The sequence below is a fragment of the Pseudomonas sp. KB_12 genome (assembly GCF_052114545.1).
Taxonomy (GTDB): Bacteria; Pseudomonadota; Gammaproteobacteria; order Pseudomonadales; family Pseudomonadaceae; genus Aquipseudomonas; species Aquipseudomonas brassicacearum.
The window spans coordinates 53,011-72,826 of sequence record NZ_JBFREY010000001.1 but is presented as its reverse complement, the minus strand read 5'-3'; the positions used below and the strand labels follow the sequence as shown (position 1 = coordinate 72,826).

The following is a 19,816-nucleotide window of genomic DNA, read 5'->3' as shown; positions in this document are numbered from 1 at the left end:
CATTTTTCCAGGCAAACTGCATTGTCCGGTTTTGCGGCTGCTGCGCAGCCGAGCGGGAGCAAGCTCCCTCGCCACGGGGGTGTCTGGGCTGGCGTCATCGCGAGCTTGCTCGCGATAGCTATCTAGCGGAAATGACGGTGTTCCTGAAAAAACTGGGTTGGTAGGAGCTGGTAGGAGCTGTCGAGTGAAACGAGGCTGCGATCTTTTGATTTTGATCTTTCACTCATGACTCAATTGTCTGGGGCAAGATCGCAGCCTCGTTTCACTCGACAGCTCCTACACAGCTCTTCACAGCTCCTACAGGTGGAGCGAGTCCCGCGCTACAAAGGTTGCGCCGTTATTTACGCTTGAGCATCTCCGGCAACTGCGCCACCAGCTTCTGGTTATTCAACGGCGCACGAATAAATCCGCGCTGGGTGCCGTCCGGCCCGATGACCGCGAGGTTGCCGCTGTGATCAACCGTGTAGTTGGGCTTGCTGGTGTCCGCCGGGATGAACGGGATGCTCACTGCATTTGCCAGTTTCTGCAGGTCTTCCACCGATGAAGCCGTCAGGCCTTTGAACTGCGGATCGAAGTAGCCCAGGTACTGTTTGAGTTGCTTGGGCGTGTCGCGGTTGGGGTCGACGCTGACCAGTACGATCTGCAACTTGGCCACAGCCTCGGGCGGCAGTTCGCTTTTGATCTGGCGCAGTTGGGCGAGGGTGGTCGGGCAGATGTCCGGGCAGAAGGTGTAGCCGAAGAACAGCAGGCTCCATTTGTCTTTCAACCCGTCCATCGCCACGGGCTGGCCGTCCTGGTCGGTCATCTTCACGTCCGGCAGGTTGCGGCTCTGGGGCAGCAGGATGATGCCGGCATCGATCAGCGCCGTCGGGTCGCCCTGGCCTTTGCCGGACAGCACCTTGTTGATGGTCAGGCCGAGGATCAGAGCGATCACGGCCACGAGGATGAAGACGGTTTTCTGGGTTCGAGTCATAGGCTCAACAGTAAGTAATGATCTACAAGCAGGGCGATGAACAGCAGGAACAAGTAATAAATAGAGTACTTGAAGGTGTTGATCGCCGCGTGCGGCCGACTGCCACGGTACAACACCACGGCCCATTGCAGAAACCTGGCGCCCAGCACCAGCGCGCAAACCAGGTACAGCATCCCGCTCATGTGGATCACGAACGGCATCAGGCTCACCGCCAGCAGCACCAGGGTGTACAGCAGGATATGGATCTTGGTGTAGTGCTCGCCGTGGGTCACCGGCAGCATCGGGATGTCGGCCTTGGCGTATTCCTCCTTGCGGTGAATCGCCAGGGCCCAGAAGTGTGGCGGGGTCCAGGCGAAGATGATCAGCACCAGCAGCAGCGGTTCGGCGCTGACATGACCGGTGGCCGCCACCCAGCCCAGCAGCGGTGGTGCCGCGCCAGCCAGGCCGCCGATGACGATGTTCTGCGGCGTCGCCCGTTTCAGGAAACCGGTATAGACCACCGCATAACCGAGCAACGAGGCCAGGGTCAGCCAGGCTGTCAGCGGGTTGGTGAACGCCAGCAGCAAGGCCTGGCCGATCACGGCCAGTGCCAGGGCGAAGGTCAGGGCGGCGGCCGGGGAGACTCGGCCCTCGGCCAATGGCCGTTTGTGGGTGCGGGCCATCACCGCGTCGATGCGCCGGTCCACCACATGGTTGACCGCCGCCGCGCCGCCGGCACACAGGGCGATGCCCAGGTTGCCGAACACCAGGACCGTCCACGGCACGCCGGCACGGGTGGCGAGGAACATGCCGACCAGCGAGGTGATCAGCATCAGCACCACCACTTTGGGTTTGGTCAGCTCCAGGTAATCGCGCCATATCGCTTGGCTGTGGCGTTCACCGGTCAAGGTTGCCATGGCATCTCTCCTTTTATTGTTATGGGGCTGGCGCCGTGTTTAGGCGGGTTGAACCGCCAGCGCAGCGGGACTTGATGCTTGACCCGGACCAGGCTGGTCCGGGCGTGATAGTTGACCAGCACCAGGGTCAGCAGCAGTGTCGCGCCTCCGGCGTTGTGGGCAACGGCCACCGGCAACGGCAGATGGAACAGCACGTTGCTGATGCCCAGGGTGATCTGCGCCGCCAGTGCAGCCAACACCAGCCCGGCCAGGCGGGTCATACCGACGGTCTTCAATTGCCAGGCCAGCCCCAGCAACACCACGGTCACCAGCAACGCGCCGATGCGGTGGGTCAGGTGGATGGCGGTGCGGGCGTCGCTGTCCAGTTGCCCGCCCAGGTAGTTCGGGCCGATGTGCTGGGTCAGGTGGAAGCCGTTGGCAAAATCGGCCGGTGGCAACCATTGGCCGTGGCAGGTGGGGAAATCGATGCAGGCCACGGCGGCGTAGTTGGAACTGACCCAACCGCCCAGGGCGATCTGGCCGATCACCAGCAGCAGCCCGGCCGTGGCCCAGTGTTGCAGGCGCTTGGGCACGGTCAGCGCCGGCAACACTCCGGACAAGCGCAAGGTGAGCAGGAACAGCAGGCTCAACGTCGCGAAGCCGCCGAGCAAATGCCCGGTCACCACCTGCGGCCACAGCTTCAGGGTCACGGTCCACATGCCGAACGCCGCCTGGGCGAACACCACGGCCAGCAGGAACAGCGGCAGTTTCAATGGCAGGCCGGGGTGACGGCGGTTCATCCAGGCCCGGGCGGCCAACAGGGTAATCAACAGCCCCAGGGTCCCGGCAAAGTAGCGATGGACCATCTCGTTCCAGCCTTTATGGGCCTCCACCGGGGTGTCGGGGAAATGCAGCTCGGCATGGGCCAGTTGGGCTTCGCTCTTGGGCACGCTGATGAAACCGTAGCAACCGGGCCAGTCCGGGCAGCCAAGGCCGGCGTGGGTGAGCCGGGTGTAGGCGCCCAGCAGGACGACGATCAACGCCAGCAGCGTGGCAAACAGCGCGAGGCGAAATCCAGGTTTGGCCATGTCGATGCCCTCATCCGATGTTCGACAGTTTCAGCAGGTGACGCAGGTCGTTGAGCAGGTCCTTGCCCTTGACCCGGGCGTCGTAGCGCAGCACCAGGTTGCTGTGGGGATCGATGATCCACAGTTGCGCGCCGCCGGAGCCTTGGGCGCCTTTCTGATAGGCCGGCAGGTCCAGTGGGTAGCGTTGCAATTGCGGGTATTCGCGCTGCAATTGTCCGTCATATTCAGCGTCCAGCGGTTGCGCGATAGCCAAGGCGTGGCTGGCGCGGGAGGCGTCGCGGCCAAGGCCGATCTGCACCTGCCGGGCGAGGTACACCAGTTGCCGGCAATCCACCGAGCATTCCTGCGGTGCGGTGACGAGGATCTGCCAGCGCTGTTCATCGGCCTGTACGCCAATCTCGGCGCGGGTCTGGCCGTTGCCGATCAGTTCGCCGTGGTAGCTGCGGCTGTCGGGCACCCAGAACTGGAATTTGTACATGCCGGTGGCCAGGATCATCGGGCCGACCACCCCGAGCACGATCAGCAGCAGTTGCAGGCGTCCCTTGCGACGGTTGGGCGCTACGGGCGCCTCAGACGTGTTGGTTGGATTCATGGTGTTTCCCATGGTGTCTCCCTGCGTTGTGCCATCCGAGATAAAGGAACAGGCCGAACAGTGCCGCCGCCATGGCGAACCACTGCACGGCATAGCCGAGGTGTTTTTCCGGACCCATGGCGACCACCGGCCAATCGGTCCGGTAGGCGCCGGGGCCGCTTTGTTGGCGTAATTCATAGGTGAAGCCGCTGCGGCCCAGTTCGGCCCAGAGCTTGTCCGGTTCGATGGTGGTGACCAGTCGCGGCCACGGGGCGCCGGCCGGGTCGGCGTGAAGCTGGAAGGTCGCGCCCGGGGCGACGTAGACCCAGGCCTGGAGGCTCACCGGTTGTTCCGGCGTGTTGAAGACCGGCGGGGTGCGCCGGTCAGGCCAGGGCAACCAGCCGCGATTGACCAGCAGCCACAGACCGGTGCGGTGGTCGAGGAACGGTTGCAGCAACTCGATGCCGACCTTGCCGTCGTGCTGGCGGTTATCCAGCAGGATGCTGTGCTCGGCGTCGAACTGGCCTTGCAGCGTGACCGGTCGAAAGGCCGGATCGGCGGTGTGCGCAAGCTCAGTGCTGTCCATCGGCGGCGCCACGCGGCGCTCGGCGTAATTTTCCATGAGCACGCGCTTCTGTTCGCCGCGGCTCAATTGCCAGAACCCCAGGCACACCATCACGGGCACCAGCACGGCCACCACCAGTGACGGCACGAGGCCTGGCCGGAAGCCTTTCATGGCGCCGTCCGAAAGCCGTCGAACGGGATAGCTATACTCACGTGCATCGCGTCCCCCCGGAGTGTCCCTAATGCTAAAAGCAGCCATCGTCCTGATGCTGATTGCCACGGTTGTCAGCCTGTTCAGCGGTCTGTTTTTTCTGGTCAAGGACGACAGCAATTCCAATCGCCTGGTCATCGCCCTGGCGATCCGGGTCAGCCTGGCCGCCGTCACCGTCGGCTTGATCGCCTGGGGTTTTTTCAGCGGCCAGTTGGTGTCCCACGCGCCCTGGTAGCGTTTGCCTCAGAGCACGTAGACGAAGACGAACAAGCCGATCCACACCACATCGACGAAGTGCCAGTACCAGCTCGCCGCCTCGAAGCCGAACTGATGCTCGTTGTCGAAGTGCCCGCGCATGATCCGCATCAGCATGACGAACAGGATGATCGTGCCGATGGTGACGTGGGCGCCGTGGAAACCGGTGAGCATGAAGAAGGTCGCGCCATAGACGCCGGAGCCCAGGGTCAGGCCCAGTTCCTTGTAGGCGTGCATGTATTCTTCGGCCTGGAAGCCCAGGAAGGCGCAACCCAGCAGCACGGTGATCGCCAGCCAGAGTTTCAGCGCGCCGCGATGGCCTTTTTTCAGGGCATGGTGGGCGATGGTGACGGTGACGCTGGAACTGACCAGCAGCACGGTATTGAGCAACGGTAAGCCCCAGGGGCTGATGACTTCCTTGGGCGCCGGGAAGAGTTTCGGGTCGGGGTTGTTCAGCAACGGCCAGGCGAACTCGAAGCTCGGCCAGAGCATGTGTGACAGGCCCTTGGTACCTTCACCCGCCAGGCCTGGCGCCGAGATGTTGCGCACATAGAACAGCGCACCGAAGAAGGCGATGAAGAACATCACTTCGGAAAAGATGAACCAGCTCATGCCCCAGCGGAACGAGCGGTCGAGTTGTGCGCTGTACAGCCCGGCGCGGCTTTCCTTGACCACCGCGCCGAACCAGCCGAACAGCATGTAGGCCACCAGCAGGCCGCCGACGAAAAAGATCAGCGGGCCATGGGATTCCGGGCGCGCCGCCTTCAGGTCGTTGAACCAGGTCGCCAGGCCATACACCGTGACGAACATCCCGACCGTGGCGATGATCGGCCATTTGCTCTGGGCCGGAACGTAATAGTGTTCGTGAGTTGCCATTTATTGTTCTCCTTATCGGGCACGCTATCGGTCAGTGTTTAGAGCCACCGGTGGATGACGAGCGGTGATATCGAACAGCGTGTAGGACAGCGTCAGGTGCTTCACTTCCTTGGGCATGTCCCGGTCGACGATGAAGCGCATGGGCATTTCGATGCGTTCGCCGGGTTGCAGCACTTGCTGGGTAAAACAAAAACATTCGGTCTTGTGGAAATACGCCGCGGCAGTGCTGGGCGAGATACTCGGAACCGCCTGGGCGCTCATCGGCCGGTTGGTGGGGTTGTGGGCGACGAACACCATCTCGTTCACCGCCCCCGGCTTGACCACCAGTTGGTCGCCCTTGGGGTAGAAATCCCAGACCATGTCCACCGCGTTGGTCGACAGGAACTGCACCCGCACCTGGCGGGATTCATCGACGGTCTGCTCGCCCTCGTACTGCCCGCCGGTCTTGCCGTTGATGCCGAACGCCTTGCACATCACGTCGTAGATCGGCACCAGGGCAAACCCGAAGATGAACATGGCCACCACCACCAGCAGCAGGCGGGTGACCAGTTTCTTCATCGAAATCGAATCAGCCATGATTTCCAGTCCCTACCCAGAACCCTGTGGGAGCGAGCTTGCTCGCGATAGCGGCGACTCGGTGTGTCAGACACACCGCTATCGCGAGCAAGCTCGCTCCCACACAAGGTCCCGGTGTCATTTATTTCACTTCCGGCGGCGTAGTGAAGGTGTGATACGGCGCCGGCGAAGGCACGCTCCACTCCAACCCTTCGGCACCATCCCACGGCTTGGCCGGTGCGGGCGGGCCGCCACGGATGGTCTTGATCACGATGAACAGGAAGAAGATCTGCGTGGTGCCGAACATGAACGCGCCGATGGACGAGACCATGTTGAAGTCGGCGAACTGCAGGTTGTAGTCGGGAATCCGCCGGGGCATGCCCGCCAGGCCGACGAAGTGCATCGGGAAGAACGCCATGTTCATCCCGACGAACGACAGCCAGAAGTGCAGCTTGCCGAGGGTTTCGTCATACATGTGGCCGGTCCATTTCGGCAGCCAGTAGTAGGCCGAGGCGAAGATCCCGAAGATCGCGCCGGGCACCAGCACGTAGTGGAAGTGCGCGACCACGAAGTAGGTGTCCTGGTACTGGAAGTCCGCCGGGGCGATGGCCAGCATCAGCCCGGAGAAACCACCGATGGAAAACAGGATCACGAACGCCACGGCAAACAGCATCGGCGTCTCGAAGGTCAGCGAGCCTTGCCACATGGTGCTGGCCCAGTTGAACACCTTCACCCCGGTGGGCACGGCGATCAGCAGGGTGGCGTACATGAAGAACAGCTCGCCCACCAGTGGAATGCCAACCACGAACATGTGGTGCGCCCAGACGATGAACGACAGGAACGCAATGGCGGCCGTGGCGTAGACCATCGAGGTGTAGCCAAACAACGGCTTGCGGGAGAAGGCCGGGATGATCGAGCTGACGGCACCGAAGGCCGGCAGGATCATGATGTACACCTCGGGGTGGCCGAAGAACCAGAACACGTGCTGGAACAGCACCGGGTCACCGCCGCCGGCGGCACTGAAGAAGCTGGTGCCGAAGTGGATGTCCATCAGCATCATCGTCACGCAGCCGGCCAGCACCGGCATCACCGCGATCAGCAGGAACGCGGTGATCAGCCAGGTCCAGACGAACAGCGGCATTTTCATCAGGGTCATGCCGGGGGCACGCAGGTTGAGGATGGTGGCGATCACGTTGATCGCGCCCATGATCGAGCTGATGCCCATCAGGTGGATGGCGAAGATGAAGAACGTCACGCTTTCCGGCGCATAGGTGGTGGACAGCGGGGCGTAGAAGGTCCAACCGAAGTTGGGCCCGCCACCGGCGGTGAACAACGTCGACACCAGCAGCAGGAACGCGGCCGGCAACAGCCAGAAGCTGAAGTTGTTCATGCGCGGCAGGGCCATGTCCGGCGCGCCGATCATCAACGGGATCATCCAGTTGGCCAGGCCGACGAACGCCGGCATCACCGCGCCGAAGACCATCACCAGGCCATGCATGGTGGTCATCTGGTTGAAGAACGCCGGTTCCACGATCTGCAGGCCGGGCTGGAACAGCTCGGCGCGGATCACCATGGCGAACGAGCCGCCCAACAGGAACATGGAGAACGCGAACCACAGGTACAGCGTGCCGATATCCTTGTGGTTGGTGGTCAGTACCCAGCGCATCAGGCCCTTGGCGGGGCCATGGGCGTGGTCGGCGCCGGCATGACCGTGGTCATCGATCACAGCACTCATGTCCTGTCTCCTTCGAACGAGTGGGCTGGACGGCCCGGGGCGGTGAGCCCCGACCGGTTGCGGGAACGAACGTCAGGCCGGCTCATTTGCTTTCTGCCTGTTTGAGTTCCAGCACTTCTTTAGGCGTAACCATGTCGCCCTTGTTGTTGCCCCAGGCGTTGCGTTCATAGGTCACGACTGCGGCGATATCGACTTCCGACAACTGTTTGCCGAACGCGGCCATGGCGGTGCCGGGTTTGCCGTGGTAGACGAGGCTCAGGTGATCAGCCTTGGGCCCGGTGGCGATTTTCGAGCCCTTGAGGGCCGGGAACATCGGCGGCAAGCCCTGGCCTTCGGCCTGGTGACAGGCCACGCAGGTGGTGTGGTAGATCTTGTCGCCACGTTCCTTGAGCTCGTCCAGGGTCCATTCCTTGCTGGTCAGCTCTTTAAGCTGCGCGGCTTCGGCCTTGCGTTCGCCCAGCCATTTTTCGTAGTCGGGCTTGCTCTTGACCTCCACCACGATCGGCATGAAACCGTGGTCCTTGCCGCACAGCTCGGCGCACTGGCCACGGTACAGGCCGGGCTTGTCGACGCGGGTCCAGGCTTCGTTGACGAACCCTGGGATCGCATCGCGCTTGACCGCGAAGGCCGGCACCCACCAGGAGTGGATCACGTCGGCGGAGGTCACCAGAAAGCGCACCTTGGCATCGACCGGCAGCACCAGCGGCTTGTCGACCTCCAGCAGGTAGTGCTCGCCCTTGGCGCTCTGGTTATGAATTTGTTCGGCGGGGGTCGCCAGGTTGCTGAAGAACTCGACGTCCTGGCCCAGGTACTTGTAGTGCCACTTCCATTGATAGCCAGTGACCTGGATATCGATGTCCGACTCGCTGGAGTCGTACATCTTGATCAGGGTGGCGGTGGCAGGAATCGCCATCAGCACCAGGATCACGAAGGGCACGATGGTCCAGAGGATTTCGACGCGGGTGTTTTCGTGGAAATGCGCGGCATTCTGGCCGGTTGAGCGGCGGTGCATCATCATCGACCAGAACATGGCGCCGAAGACAATGATGCCGATGACCACACAGATCCAGAAAATGGTCATGTGCAGGTCGAACACTGCATTGCTGATCTGTGTCGCTCCAGGCGCCATATTCACAGTCCAGGCCGCTTGTGCCTGACTGAAAATCGACCACAACAGGAGGCCCATCCATACGTGTGGATGTCGCGTCATTGCGGGTTCCCCTTATCGTTCTTGTTATCCCGTAGGCGTAAAGCCTGCGGCAAGGGATCGGCTATTCAGACTGCTTAATTGACTCGCCGCGCCTTGCTGCACATGCAATCGGGTGTCATCAGCTAACTCCATTCCAACCCGAGTATAGACAGCACCTGCAACCTCGCAACGCGATGGCGTAAATCGTTTGAAACAGCCGGGGCTTGCGCTAGAGCCCACGAATGGAGAAGGATGCGAACCTGAGTGATGGCAAACCGATATAACTGTGCTGTAGCAAGGAAGGGGCGGTTATGAAAATTAGGTCTTAGGAGTGTTTTTGCGCCAGCTAAGTTATGTCTTCCCTATTTCATTGCCTTTGTTTCCTGGAGTTTTCATGAACACCGCCGCATTGCGCGAGCAGATCCAAAAAGCCCAACAACACGAGGCCGAGACCGGCCAATTGACCCGCCAGCTGGAGGCCCAGTTACCGCATCTGCACGCCGCGATCCAATTGCCAGACATCGACGCGAAGGGCGTCATGACCCGTTTTGTCACCGCTTACATCGAACAAGTGCCAGACCTGCTGGACGCCGCCAACGAAGTGGCCCGCGAAGCCGGGATCGAATCGCAGATTAAGCCGGTACTGAAAATCGCCGAACAGTTTTTCCTCCAGCCACCCAAGCTGATGGAAGGCCACGTCGGTCTGGACAGCCTGCTGGATGAAGCCTACCTGGCCCATCGGCTGGTGGAGGAGGTCAACGACCTGTACATCAAGCATTTCAGCCAACCGCTGATCCCGCTGGACATGACGGTCGCCAACCTGATCGCTCACCATTTGATCGGCGAACCATTCGCCAACCAGCTGGATGAAGCCGTGCATCACGCCGTGGACGAAATGCTCGACGAAGACAGCTTTGCGCTGGAGTCGGTGGAGTCTTACCGGGAGAAACTCGGCAGCCCGGACACGGGCGCTGCCTGGAAGCGCTGGCCGTGCCTGTCGCGCCAGTTGGGCGTTGGGCTGGAGCTGGATCAGCCAGCGGCTTGATCAACCCCCACCCCTGTGTGAGCGAGCTTGCTCGCGATTGCATTGGATCAGCCACATCGCAGGTGGCTGATATACCGCTATCGCGAGCAAGCTCGCTCCCACATTGGATCTGTGGTGTTCATCAATCATGCGCCCTACACCCAACCCCTGTGGGAGCGAGCTTGCTCGCGATTGCATTGGATCAGCCACATCGCAGTTGGCTGATACACCGCTATCGCGAGCAAGCTCGCTCCCACATTTGGACTTGAGGTGTCAGGCTGAGGCGGCACCAACCCCTACCGTGGTACGCAAGCGCCCTTCCAGCCGGCGCTTGAGCCCGCGGGATTCGATCAGCAGCTTCGAACCCTTGCTGGCATTCGCCCGGCCCCATTCTTCCAGCAGCTCCAGGCACGAGTGATCGATGTAGCTCAGGTTATTGAGCGGCACATGCACGGTCGCGCCTGTCGGTATGCTGCCCAGCACCTGGGTCAGCGCCGGCACCTTGAGGAAGGTCGCGGCCCCGACCAGTCGCAGTTCCATCTCGCCTTCCTGGGGCAGGTCGATCAGGCTGATTTTCAGCCGTGAGGCTTTCCAGGCCAGTTTCGCCAGGGTCAGGCCGAAGCCGATCAGCACACCGGTCAGCAGGTCGGTGAAGATGATCGCCAACGCCGTTGCGGCGTAGGTGAACATCGGCATCCGGCCATAGCGGCCCAGGCTGCGAAACGCCTTGAGGTCCACCAGTTTGAAACCGGTGTACACCAATACCCCCGCCAGGCTCGCCACCGGAATGCTTTGCAGCACGCTGGACAGCAATAGCACGAAGAGCAACAACCACAGGCCGTGGAAAATCGTCGACATCCGCGTGGTGGCCCCGGCCTGGACGTTGGCCGAGCTGCGCACGATCACCCCAGTCATCGGCAGGGCGCCGAGCAGGCCGCAGAGCATGTTGCCGATACCTTGCGCCGACAGTTCCCGGTCGAAGTCCGCACGATCACCGCTGTGCATGCGGTCCACGGCGGCCGCCGACAACAGGGTTTCGGCGCTGGCAATGAAGGCGACCGCGAACGCGGCGACCAGCAGCGTCGGGTCGGCCAGGTTCAGCAGGTCCGCCGGGCGCAGCCAATCAATCGCTTCGGCGAGGTTCTCCGGGACTTCCACGCGCTTGACCTGCAAGGCCAGCAGCAGGCTGGCGACGGTCGTCAGGCCCACGCCCAGCAAGGCGCCGGGAACGAAGCGCAGGCTGTGGGGACGAAACTTCTCCCACAACCACATCACCGCAATCGTCGACAAACCGAGCAAGCCGGCCTGCCAGCCGAAGGACGGCAAGGCCTGGGCCACCGCCGCCGGGAACGCCGCGAGGTTATCCAGCCCTGACGGCTTGGGCGCCGCGTCGAGCATCACATGGACCTGGGACAACACGATCAGCACGCCAATACCCGCGAGCATCCCGTACACCACCGCCGGCGCGGTGACCCGGAACCAGCAGCCGAGGCGAAAGCGCCCGGCCAACAATTGCAGCAGACCGGCCAGCAACAGGATCGGCCCGAGCATGGCCACGCCATGCTCGCGCACCAATTCGAAGACCAGCACCGCCAACCCGGCGGCCGGGCCACTGACTTGCAGCTTGGAACCGGCCAGGAAACCCACCACCAGGCCACCGATGATGCCGGTGATCAGGCCTTTGGCCGGTGGCAGGCCGGACGCGATGGCAATGCCCATGCACAAGGGCAGCGCCACCAGAAACACCACCACCGAAGCCAATAGCTCCCGTGGCAGAACAGCTTTTAATTGAGCACGCATGGCGACTCTCCCGAAGTTTTCTTCAGGCATGGCAAGGCCCTACCGCGCAAATGCCGGCAAGGCTTGAACCACACAAGTTTAGGAGTGGTTAGAAGCGCGCTTTGGGCGTCGCCACCGGTATCGGATGGCTGCCATCGAGCGGCAGGAAGCGTCCCTGGTCCGCGTCATAGGCTTTGATCTCGCTGGTCTCGATGTTGTACACCCAGCCATGGATGAACAACTGACCATTGGCCATGCGCGATGCGACCGAGGGATGCGTTCGCAAATGCTGCAACTGCGCGATTACGTTCTCTTCGGTGAGGATCGACATGGTCTGTTTTTCGTCGCCACACGGACAGTTGTCGTGGACCATGGTCTTGGCCACTTCGGCGTGGCGCAGCCAGGCCTTGACCGTGGGCATTTTTTCCAGGGTGTCCGGGTTGAGCACGGCACGCATGGCGCCGCAATCGGAATGGCCGCAGACGATGATGTGCTGCACGCCGAGGGCCAGTACGGCGTATTCGATGGCGGTGGAGACGCCGCCGTTCATTTGCCCATAAGGTGGAACGACGTTGCCGACGTTACGGGTCACGAACAGGTCGCCGGGGGAGCTATGGGTGATCAACTCGGGCACGATGCGCGAATCGGCGCAGGTGATGAACATCGCCCGGGGCGTCTGGGCGGTGGCGAGTTTCTTGAAGAGTTCTTCCTGTTGCGGAAAGATCTCGTGATGGAAATGCAAAAAGCCGTCAACAATATGCTGCAGCGCTGCATCGGCGGTTTCCGCCTGGGGTTGGGCTGAAGCCGACGCAGCCAACGGCTGTTTATCCTTGTCACTCATGATTCATCCTCTTTTTGACGGTATGACGCCAGTGGCTGGTTAAAAACATCCAGGTCGACATGTCCGACCCATCAGTCACTCGCTGAACAAGGTAGCGGCCGAAACTTAACTCAAACTGAAATCGAAGGCTCTAGAACAATGATTACAGGGGTGGCAAAACACTGGCGCAGCTCATGCCCAGCGCTGTTCCAAGGTCAACTTTAATCAAATCAAGGACATCTGTCGGCCCGGCGGACAGAAGGCATCGCAATCAAGATTGTATCCGTCGCGACGCTCAAGCCCCAAGCGCTTGAGGGCCTTGGCGAAACGCTGGGCCAGCAGGTCGGCGAACGGGCCTTCACCGCGCATCCGCGCACCGAAGCGGCTGTCATACAGTTCGCCGCCGCGGCTCTGGCGCACCAGGCTCAGCACGTGGGCGGCGCGCTGCGGGTAGTGCGCCTGCAACCACTCCTCGAACAGCGGCGCGACTTCCAGCGGCAGGCGCAGCATGACGTAGGCGGCATTCTGCGCGCCGGCGGCGTGGGCTTCGGTCAGCAGGCTCTCGATCTCGCTGTCATTGATCATCGGGATCATCGGTGCACACAGCACCCCCACGGCAATGCCCGCCTCGCGCATGACCTTGATCGCCCGCAACCGCGCCTTGGGCGCCGCCGCGCGGGGTTCGAGAATACGCTTGAGCTCATCGTCCAGGGTGGTGAGGCTGATCATCACGTGCACCAGGCGTTGTTGCGCCAGCTCGGTCAGCAGGTCCAGGTCGCGCAGGATCAGCGATCCCTTGGTGACGATGGTCACCGGATGCCGATAGCGCAGCAGCACCTCGAGAATCCTGCGGGTGATCCGCTGTTCGCGTTCGATAGGTTGATAGGGATCGGTGTTGGACCCCAGTGCGATCGGCGCACATTGATAGCCACGCCGGGACAATTGCTCTTCCAGCACATCGGCGGCATTGGTCTTGGCGATCAGCTTCGTTTCGAAATCCAGCCCCGGCGACATGTCCCAATAGGCATGGCTGGGCCGCGCATAGCAGTAGATGCAGCCGTGTTCGCAGCCTCGGTACGGGTTGATCGAGCGATCGAAGGGGATATCGGACGAGGTGTTGCGGGTAATGATGGTCTTGGCCATTTCGATGCGAACTTCGGTGCCCTGGGTCGGCGGGACTTCCTGATACCAGCCGTCATCTTCGGCCACCGAGCGACTCGGGGCGAAGCGGTTGTGCGGGTTGGTCGCGGTGCCGCGGCCGCGAGGCGGAAGAGAAGCTGACATGGGAGTACTCCGAAAGCTGTATGTGCATACAGTATTCGTTGCCTTCGATTAAGGCCAGTGCCATTCAGCAGCCCGAATCCCCGATCATCGTTCACAACGCTTTGACATTCTCCTCACAGGCTTTTAACCGCAGCGAGCCGACACTGAGCCTCTTGTATCTCTCCATTTTCGGTCGTCCGTGCATGCTCAAGCTCTGTTCCCGTTCACTGCTGTGCCTGGCCTTGCTCATCGGGCTGGCCGAGATCCCCGCCCAAGCGGCCGATGCCCCTGACGCGAGGCCCGCGGAATGGGCGCAGCCGGTGGAAAAGGACTACAACCTCTACCAGATGTCACCGACGCTCTATCGCAGCTCCCTGCCGGATGGCGGAGCGTTGCCCTTGTTGAGCAAACTCAGGATCGGCACGGTCATCACCTTCCTGCCGGAGTCGGACAAGCGTTGGCTGTCCACCCCCGGCATCGAGCAAGTGCAGTTGCCCTATCGCACCAATCATGTCGATGACAGCGATATCCTCAGGGCTTTGCGCGCCGTCCAGGCGGCCGAAGCCAAGGGGCCGGTGCTGATGCACTGCAAGCACGGCTCGGACCGCACCGGCCTGGTCGCCGCCATGTACCGGGTGGTGGTGCAGGGGTGGAGCAAAGAGGATGCCTTGAACGAAATGACCGAAGGGGGCTTCGGTGACAGTCATCACTTCAAGGACGGCGTGCGCTACATGATGCAGGCCGATGTCGACAAACTCCGCGTGGCGCTGGCGAATGGCGATTGCAGCACCAGCGTCTTTGCCCTTTGCTCCCTGGAAAGCTGGGTCAATTCAACGACCCCGGCGCGTCACCTTGACCCTCAAGCGCTGGTTCCAGCACGGTGATCGGTTGCGTGTAAAAAAGCCTCGATGGACTCGGACAGCGGTCGTGAATCGCCCCGCTCGAATACCGTTTCACGCAACGCCCTGCCGGTTTCCCTATCGAATAAGCCGTTGCGCTTGAATCGTTCGAACACGACCCTGGCCAGGCTCGTGGACCATAGGTAGGTATAAATCCCGGCGGCGTAGCCTGTGACCATGTAATCCAGGCCATTGGGCCAGCGTTCGTGCATGAACACCGGTAAGTGGCCTACTTTTGCACGCACTTGCTCGAATACTTGCTGGGCGGTACGACCGTCACCGTGGCTGTGGTGCAGTTCCATGTCGAATAACGCATCGCGTATCTGCCCCGCAATGCCCCAACTGGTTTGGGTCTGTAGATAAACCCTCAACTGATCGGCGACTTTGTCCGGCAACGGTGCTCCGGTTTGGTGGTGCTTCGATATCCGGATGAGGAATTCTTTGGCGGTGCACCACTGTTCGAACAACACGCCAGCGAATTCGGCCGCGTCCCGGCTGAGCGCGGTGATGCCCGAGACGTCGCGGTATTCAACCCGGCTTAACACATGGTGCAGACAGTGCCCTAATTCGTGGAAGAGCACTCGCAGTTGCCGATAATCCAGCAACAGGGGGCGGGTGCTGGAACCGCGCGGCAACCAGCCATGCAGCACCGCGATGGGATAGCGCGGCCGGCCCTCGGCGGTGATGCGGCGGTTTCGCAGGGTAGTGGTATTGGGAAAGCCATTCTGATCCGCATATTCGAAGGGATCGAAATAAAAGTAGCCGAGGGTTTCGCCCCCCTCCCGGACTTCGAAAAGACGCACCTGCGGATGCCAGCTCGTCACGTCCTGGCGTTCGATGAAGTCCACGCCAAACAGATCCGTGGCGATCAGCAGCAGCTGGGCAAAAGTCGGTTCCAGTGCGAACCAGGCGCTGACGTCCTGCTCCGAGATACCGGCCGTTTGCCGACGAAGTTTTTCTGCCAGGTACTGCACATTCCAGGGTGTTAATTCGTTGACATGTTGCGTCTTGGCAAACGCCTCCAGTTGCTTCGCATCTTCGGCAAACACGGTTTCCTGTTGGTCTAGCTGCCCTTGCAAGAACGTCATGACGTCTTCTGGCGACTGCGCTTGCTCTGGCTCGACTGCCATCTGCGCGTAGCTTGAATAGCCCAGCAGTTTGGCGAGTGCATACCGATCCCTGAGCAATTGGCGCAGCACTTCGCCGTTGTCGTAAACCCCGGCCTGCGGCCCTTGATCCGATGCGCGGGTGCTATAGGCAGCGTACATTTGCTTGCGCAAGACAGGATCGTCGGCGTAACGGGTGACGATGCGAAACGACTCGTCGTTGAGGGTCAGCAGCCAGCCTGTGCCGCCCTTTTCACGGGCTTGCTCGGCCATGAGCTGCTTGAAGGATGACGGCAGGCCACTCAATTGGACTTCATCATGGAGTATTTTGCTCCACGCTTTGTTTGCTGCGTGCAAGTGCTCCTGGAACAAGGTCTGGGCGCCTTGGATACGTAGCTTCAGGTCATTGAGCTTCTCCGGTGACGGCGATCCCATGCCATTCTGGCGCAACCGCCGCAGGATTTTTGCCAGCGTTCGTTTTCGCACGGGGGAGAAATGCAGGGCGATCTGGCTGTTCGCCAAGCGTTGGTAAAGCTGAAACAGTTCGGGATGTTGCGTCAGCGATCGCTGGAAATCTTGCAGCCGTTGTTGGCAATCGTCCGAAACCTGTCCCCAGGCATCATCAATCCTGGTCGACGCCATGAGTTCCAATACAAAGCCGAAGCTTCTCAGGCGTGCGTGGATTTCATCCATCGCCAACACCAGGTCATCCCACGTAGGGTACGGTGTCTGGGTCTTGATGATCTCGGCGACTTTGGCACGGCTTTCGGCAATGATCTGGTCTAGCGCGGGAGAGAAGTGTTCGACGCGGATGTTTGAAAAAGGTGGCAGGACATAGGCCTGCAAGAGGGGAGCATAAGGGCGGTACATGGAGGCTTCCTGTCAGTCTGGACGTGTCAGGCCAGTCTGATGAGGAATGCATGAGGCGCTGCGGTACATATGTAACGCTTCCGGGCCGGCGGCCCGGAAGGTGATGCCAAAGATGTCAGTCGGTTTTTTTCTTCAGCTTCGGGTTGGGGAAAAACTGCACCGCCTGGACCTTGGCGTCCGGCGCCTTGAGCGCCGAGGTATTGACCCGGGTACCCAATTCCTTGGGCACCGACAGGCCTTGCTCGTTGAGTGTGTCGGAATAACCGCAGGCCACGCATTCACGGTGGGGCACGCCGTCTTCGTTCCACATCATCAATTTGTCCGGCTCGCTGCAGGCCGGGCAGACCGCCCCGGCGATAAAGCGTCGCTTGGTAATCACAGGTCCCTCACTCATGCTGCCGCGTCCTCGGTCAGGCCGCTGTGGCGCAAGAGTGCGTCAATCGACGGCTCACGGCCACGGAAGTCGACGAACAGCACCATCGGCTCCTGCGAGCCGCCACGGGCCAGGATGGCTTCACGGAAGGCTCGCCCGGTGGCCGCGTTGAGCACGCCGTCTTCTTCGAACTTGGAGAACGCGTCGGCCGACAACACTTCCGCCCATTTGTAGCTGTAGTAGCCCGCCGCATAACCGCCGGCGAAGATGTGGGCGAAGCTGTTGGGGAAGCGGTTGTAGGCCGGTGGACGCATGACCGAGACTTCGTCGCGCACGCCTTCGAGCACTTGCAGCACGCTGCGGCCATCGCCGTGGGTGGCGTGCAGCTCGAAGTCGAACAGCGAGAACTCCAACTGGCGGACCATCATCAGGCCGGACTGGAAGTTTTTCGCCGCGAGCATTTTCTCCAGCAGGTCCTGGGGCAGGGGCTCGCCGGTTTCGTAGTGGCCGGAAATCAGCGCCAGGCCTTCGGGCTCCCAGCACCAGTTTTCCATGAACTGGCTCGGCAGCTCCACGGCATCCCAGGCCACGCCGTTGATGCCGGACACGCCAGCATGTTCGACACGGGTCAGCAGGTGGTGCAGGCCATGGCCGAATTCGTGGAATAGGGTGGTGACTTCATCGTGGGTCAGCAGCGCCGGCTTGCCGCTGTCGGCCGGGGTGAAATTGCACACCAGGTTGGCGACCGGGCTTTGCAGGACGCCTTCGAAGGTGCGACGACGGTCGCGGGCGCCATCCATCCAGGCCCCGCCGCGCTTGTTGGCGCGGGCGTAGAGGTCGAAGAAGAAGCGGCCGACGTGCTGGCCGTTTTCCTTGATTTCGAACAGGCGCACGTCCGGGTGCCAGGTGTCGAAGCCTTTCAGTTCGGCGATCTCGATGCCGTAGAGGCGTTGCACGATGGCGAACAGGCCGCCCAGTACCTTGTCGATCGGGAAGTACGCACGCAGGGCTTCCTGGGCCACGCTGTAACGCTGCTGGCGCAGTTTTTCACCGTAGAAACCGCTGTCCCAGCTTTGCAGGTCGGGGCAGCCCTGTTCGGCGGCGAAGGCTTTGAGCTGTTCCAGGTCCAGGGCGGCGAACGGTTTGCTGCGCTTGGCCAGGTCCCGCAGGAAACTGAGGACCTGATCGCTGGATTCGGCCATCTTGGTCGCCAGGCTCAACTCGGCGAAGTTGGCGAAACCGAGCAATTGGGCCAGTTCCTGACGCAGGTCGAGGATCTGTTCCATCACCGGGCCGTTGTCGTTCTGGCCGGCATTCGGGCCCTGGTCCGACGCGCGGGTGCAGTAGGCGGCGTAGACTTCTTCACGCAGGGCGCGGTCTTCGGCGTAGGTCATCACCGCGTAATAGCTGGGGAATTCCAGGTTGATCAGCCAGCCGTCCAGCTCCTTGGCCTGGGCGGCCGCGGCCATTTGCGCCTTGGCCGAGTCGGTCAGGCCGGCGAGGGTTGCTTCGTTGGTGACGTGCTTGGTCCAGGCCTGGGTCGCGTCCAGCAATTGATTGGAGAAGCGGCTGCCCAGCTCGGACAGTTTGCTCTGCACTTCGGCGTAGCGCTTCTGCTGCTCCGGCGGCAGGTCGATACCCGACAGGCGGAAGTCACGCAGGGAATGTTCCAGGATGGTTTTCTGCGCCACGTCGAAACCCGCGGCTTCAGGGCTGCTCGCCAGGGCTTCGAAGGCCTGGAACAGCTCGCGGTTCTGGCCTAGCTCGGTGGAGTAGGCACTCAGTGCCGGCAGGCAGGCCTCGTAGGCTTCGCGCAGTTCAGGGCTGTTGCGCACGGCGTTCAAATGACTGACCGGGCTCCAGGCGGCGCCCAGGCGATCATTGAGCTCGTCCATCGCCAAGACCAGGCCGGCCCAGGTAGGCTGCTGGACTTGGGTCTTGAGGAGCTCGGCGATGGCAGCACGGTTGTCAGCCAGGATCTGCTCGATGGCCGGTTGCACGTGCTCGGCACGGATCGCCGAGAATGGCGGCAGGTCATAGGGCTGCAAAAGAGGGTTGTTCACGCTCACGGTCGACACCTTGGCTGGAAGAAACATGGGCCCATCTTAATTACAATCGACGTTCACCGCAGCTAGCAGCGCCTATCACCGGAAAAGAGAGAGCCTATCGTGACCCTTCGCACGTACCAGAACCACAGCCCGCGGCTAGCCCGGGGCGCTTTTGTCGACAGCACCGCGGTGGTGATCGGCGACGTCGAAATCGGCGAAGACAGCTCCGTCTGGCCGCTGACGGTCATTCGCGGCGACATGCACCGCATCCGCATCGGTGCGCGTACCAGTGTCCAGGATGGTTGCGTGCTGCACATCACCCACGCCGGGCCGTTCAATCCCGAGGGTTTCCCGTTGCTGATCGGCGATGACGTGACCATCGCCCACAAGGTCATGCTCCATGGTTGCTCCGTGGGCAGCCGGATCCTGATCGGCATGGGCAGCATCGTCATGGACGGCGCGGTGGTCGAAGATGATGTGATCATCGGTGCCGGCAGCCTGGTACCGCCGGGCAAGCGCCTGGAAAGCGGCTTTTTATATGTGGGCAGCCCGGTGAAGCAGGCCAGGCCGCTGACGGACAAGGAGCGCGCCTTCTTCACCTACAGCGCGGCGAACTACGTGAAGCTCAAGGACCTGCACCTGGCTGAAGGCTACGACCAGCCCTGATGAGGTTCATCGTGGCGAGGGAGCTTGCTCCCGCTTGAGTGCGAAGCACTCACAATTCAGTGATATTGCCCAGGAA

The 19,816-nt window shown here is 61.6% G+C and carries 19 protein-coding genes; 4 read left to right on the top strand and 15 right to left on the bottom strand.

What is annotated here, in order from left to right:
• Positions 1–337: 337 nt before the first annotated feature.
• The 5 genes from AB4Z20_RS00365 to AB4Z20_RS00345 are packed head-to-tail and all read right to left on the bottom strand — an operon-like array spanning position 338 to position 4,243.
• On the bottom strand, positions 338–973 hold the full coding sequence (locus tag AB4Z20_RS00365; protein ID WP_253470685.1) for an SCO family protein: 636 nt from the start codon (positions 971–973) through the stop codon (positions 338–340).
• Complete coding sequence (gene cyoE, locus AB4Z20_RS00360; protein ID WP_013691978.1) at positions 970–1,869, bottom strand: heme o synthase; 900 nt, start codon at positions 1,867–1,869, stop codon at positions 970–972. Before cyoE ends, AB4Z20_RS00365 begins: the two co-directional genes overlap by 4 nt.
• Positions 1,857–2,936: a COX15/CtaA family protein gene (locus AB4Z20_RS00355; protein WP_442089105.1), complete on the bottom strand. Its 1,080-nt coding sequence runs from the start codon at positions 2,934–2,936 to the stop codon at positions 1,857–1,859. Before AB4Z20_RS00355 ends, cyoE begins: the two co-directional genes overlap by 13 nt.
• A 10-nt stretch (positions 2,937–2,946) precedes the next feature.
• On the bottom strand, positions 2,947–3,540 hold the full coding sequence (locus AB4Z20_RS00350; protein ID WP_028237726.1) for a hypothetical protein: 594 nt from the start codon (positions 3,538–3,540) through the stop codon (positions 2,947–2,949).
• Positions 3,506–4,243: an SURF1 family protein gene (locus tag AB4Z20_RS00345; protein ID WP_442089104.1), complete on the bottom strand. Its 738-nt coding sequence runs from the start codon at positions 4,241–4,243 to the stop codon at positions 3,506–3,508. The genes AB4Z20_RS00350 and AB4Z20_RS00345 overlap by 35 nt, the downstream gene beginning before the upstream one ends.
• Before the next feature lie 70 nt (positions 4,244–4,313).
• Here AB4Z20_RS00345 and AB4Z20_RS00340 point away from each other — a divergent pair, with 70 nt between their 5' ends.
• Positions 4,314–4,517 (top strand): twin transmembrane helix small protein, encoded by a 204-nt coding sequence (locus tag AB4Z20_RS00340; RefSeq protein ID WP_003196325.1) that lies wholly within the window; start codon positions 4,314–4,316, stop codon positions 4,515–4,517.
• Positions 4,518–4,525: 8 nt separating this feature from the next.
• Here AB4Z20_RS00340 and AB4Z20_RS00335 read toward each other — a convergent pair whose 3' ends face one another.
• From AB4Z20_RS00335 to coxB, 4 genes are all read right to left on the bottom strand, one after another.
• A complete protein-coding gene (locus tag AB4Z20_RS00335; RefSeq protein ID WP_214511186.1) occupies positions 4,526–5,413 on the bottom strand; it encodes a cytochrome c oxidase subunit 3 in 888 nt (295 codons plus the stop codon).
• Positions 5,414–5,437: 24 nt separating this feature from the next.
• Positions 5,438–5,989, bottom strand: coding sequence for a cytochrome c oxidase assembly protein (locus tag AB4Z20_RS00330; RefSeq protein ID WP_013691983.1), 552 nt, complete (start codon positions 5,987–5,989; stop codon positions 5,438–5,440).
• Between the two features lie 121 nt (positions 5,990–6,110).
• Positions 6,111–7,703, bottom strand: a complete 1,593-nt coding sequence (ctaD, locus tag AB4Z20_RS00325; protein ID WP_003196332.1) for a cytochrome c oxidase subunit I — start codon at positions 7,701–7,703, stop codon at positions 6,111–6,113.
• An 82-nt stretch (positions 7,704–7,785) separates the two neighbouring features.
• Positions 7,786–8,913, bottom strand: a complete 1,128-nt coding sequence (gene coxB / locus AB4Z20_RS00320) for a cytochrome c oxidase subunit II (RefSeq protein ID WP_214511187.1) — start codon at positions 8,911–8,913, stop codon at positions 7,786–7,788.
• A 373-nt stretch (positions 8,914–9,286) separates the two neighbouring features.
• Here coxB and AB4Z20_RS00315 point away from each other — a divergent pair, with 373 nt between their 5' ends.
• Positions 9,287–9,937: a hypothetical protein gene (locus tag AB4Z20_RS00315; protein ID WP_014335872.1), complete on the top strand. Its 651-nt coding sequence runs from the start codon at positions 9,287–9,289 to the stop codon at positions 9,935–9,937.
• Positions 9,938–10,189: 252 nt separating this feature from the next.
• Here AB4Z20_RS00315 and AB4Z20_RS00310 read toward each other — a convergent pair whose 3' ends face one another.
• The 3 genes from AB4Z20_RS00310 to AB4Z20_RS00300 form a co-directional block, all read right to left on the bottom strand.
• Positions 10,190–11,716, bottom strand: coding sequence for a SulP family inorganic anion transporter (locus AB4Z20_RS00310; protein ID WP_258690126.1), 1,527 nt, complete (start codon positions 11,714–11,716; stop codon positions 10,190–10,192).
• Between the two features lie 88 nt (positions 11,717–11,804).
• Complete coding sequence (locus AB4Z20_RS00305; RefSeq protein WP_018600861.1) at positions 11,805–12,536, bottom strand: carbonic anhydrase; 732 nt, start codon at positions 12,534–12,536, stop codon at positions 11,805–11,807.
• Between the two features lie 204 nt (positions 12,537–12,740).
• Entirely contained in the window at positions 12,741–13,799 is a 1,059-nt protein-coding gene (locus tag AB4Z20_RS00300; protein ID WP_003196342.1) for a PA0069 family radical SAM protein, read from the bottom strand.
• A 182-nt stretch (positions 13,800–13,981) separates the two neighbouring features.
• On the opposite strand from AB4Z20_RS00300, the gene AB4Z20_RS00295 reads away from it, so the two are divergent.
• Positions 13,982–14,662, top strand: coding sequence for a phosphatase domain-containing protein (locus AB4Z20_RS00295; RefSeq protein WP_258691282.1), 681 nt, complete (start codon positions 13,982–13,984; stop codon positions 14,660–14,662).
• Here the strand turns inward: AB4Z20_RS00295 and AB4Z20_RS00290 are convergent.
• From AB4Z20_RS00290 to prlC, 3 genes are all read right to left on the bottom strand, one after another.
• Positions 14,638–16,476, bottom strand: coding sequence for a M3 family metallopeptidase (locus AB4Z20_RS00290; protein WP_442089103.1), 1,839 nt, complete (start codon positions 16,474–16,476; stop codon positions 14,638–14,640). The genes AB4Z20_RS00295 and AB4Z20_RS00290 overlap by 25 nt on opposite strands.
• Before the next feature lie 292 nt (positions 16,477–16,768).
• Complete coding sequence (locus AB4Z20_RS00285; protein ID WP_018600854.1) at positions 16,769–17,047, bottom strand: YheV family putative zinc ribbon protein; 279 nt, start codon at positions 17,045–17,047, stop codon at positions 16,769–16,771.
• Positions 17,044–19,122 carry an oligopeptidase A gene (prlC, locus tag AB4Z20_RS00280; RefSeq protein ID WP_442089102.1) on the bottom strand — a complete coding sequence of 693 codons (2,079 nt, stop codon included), beginning with the start codon at positions 19,120–19,122 and terminating at the stop codon, positions 17,044–17,046. The genes AB4Z20_RS00285 and prlC overlap by 4 nt, the downstream gene beginning before the upstream one ends.
• A 72-nt stretch (positions 19,123–19,194) precedes the next feature.
• Between prlC and AB4Z20_RS00275 the strand changes: the two genes are divergently transcribed.
• The gene (locus AB4Z20_RS00275) at positions 19,195–19,740 is read left to right on the top strand and encodes a gamma carbonic anhydrase family protein (RefSeq protein WP_024617709.1); all 546 of its coding nucleotides are present in this window, start codon (positions 19,195–19,197) and stop codon (positions 19,738–19,740) included.
• Positions 19,741–19,816: the final 76 nt, after the last annotated feature.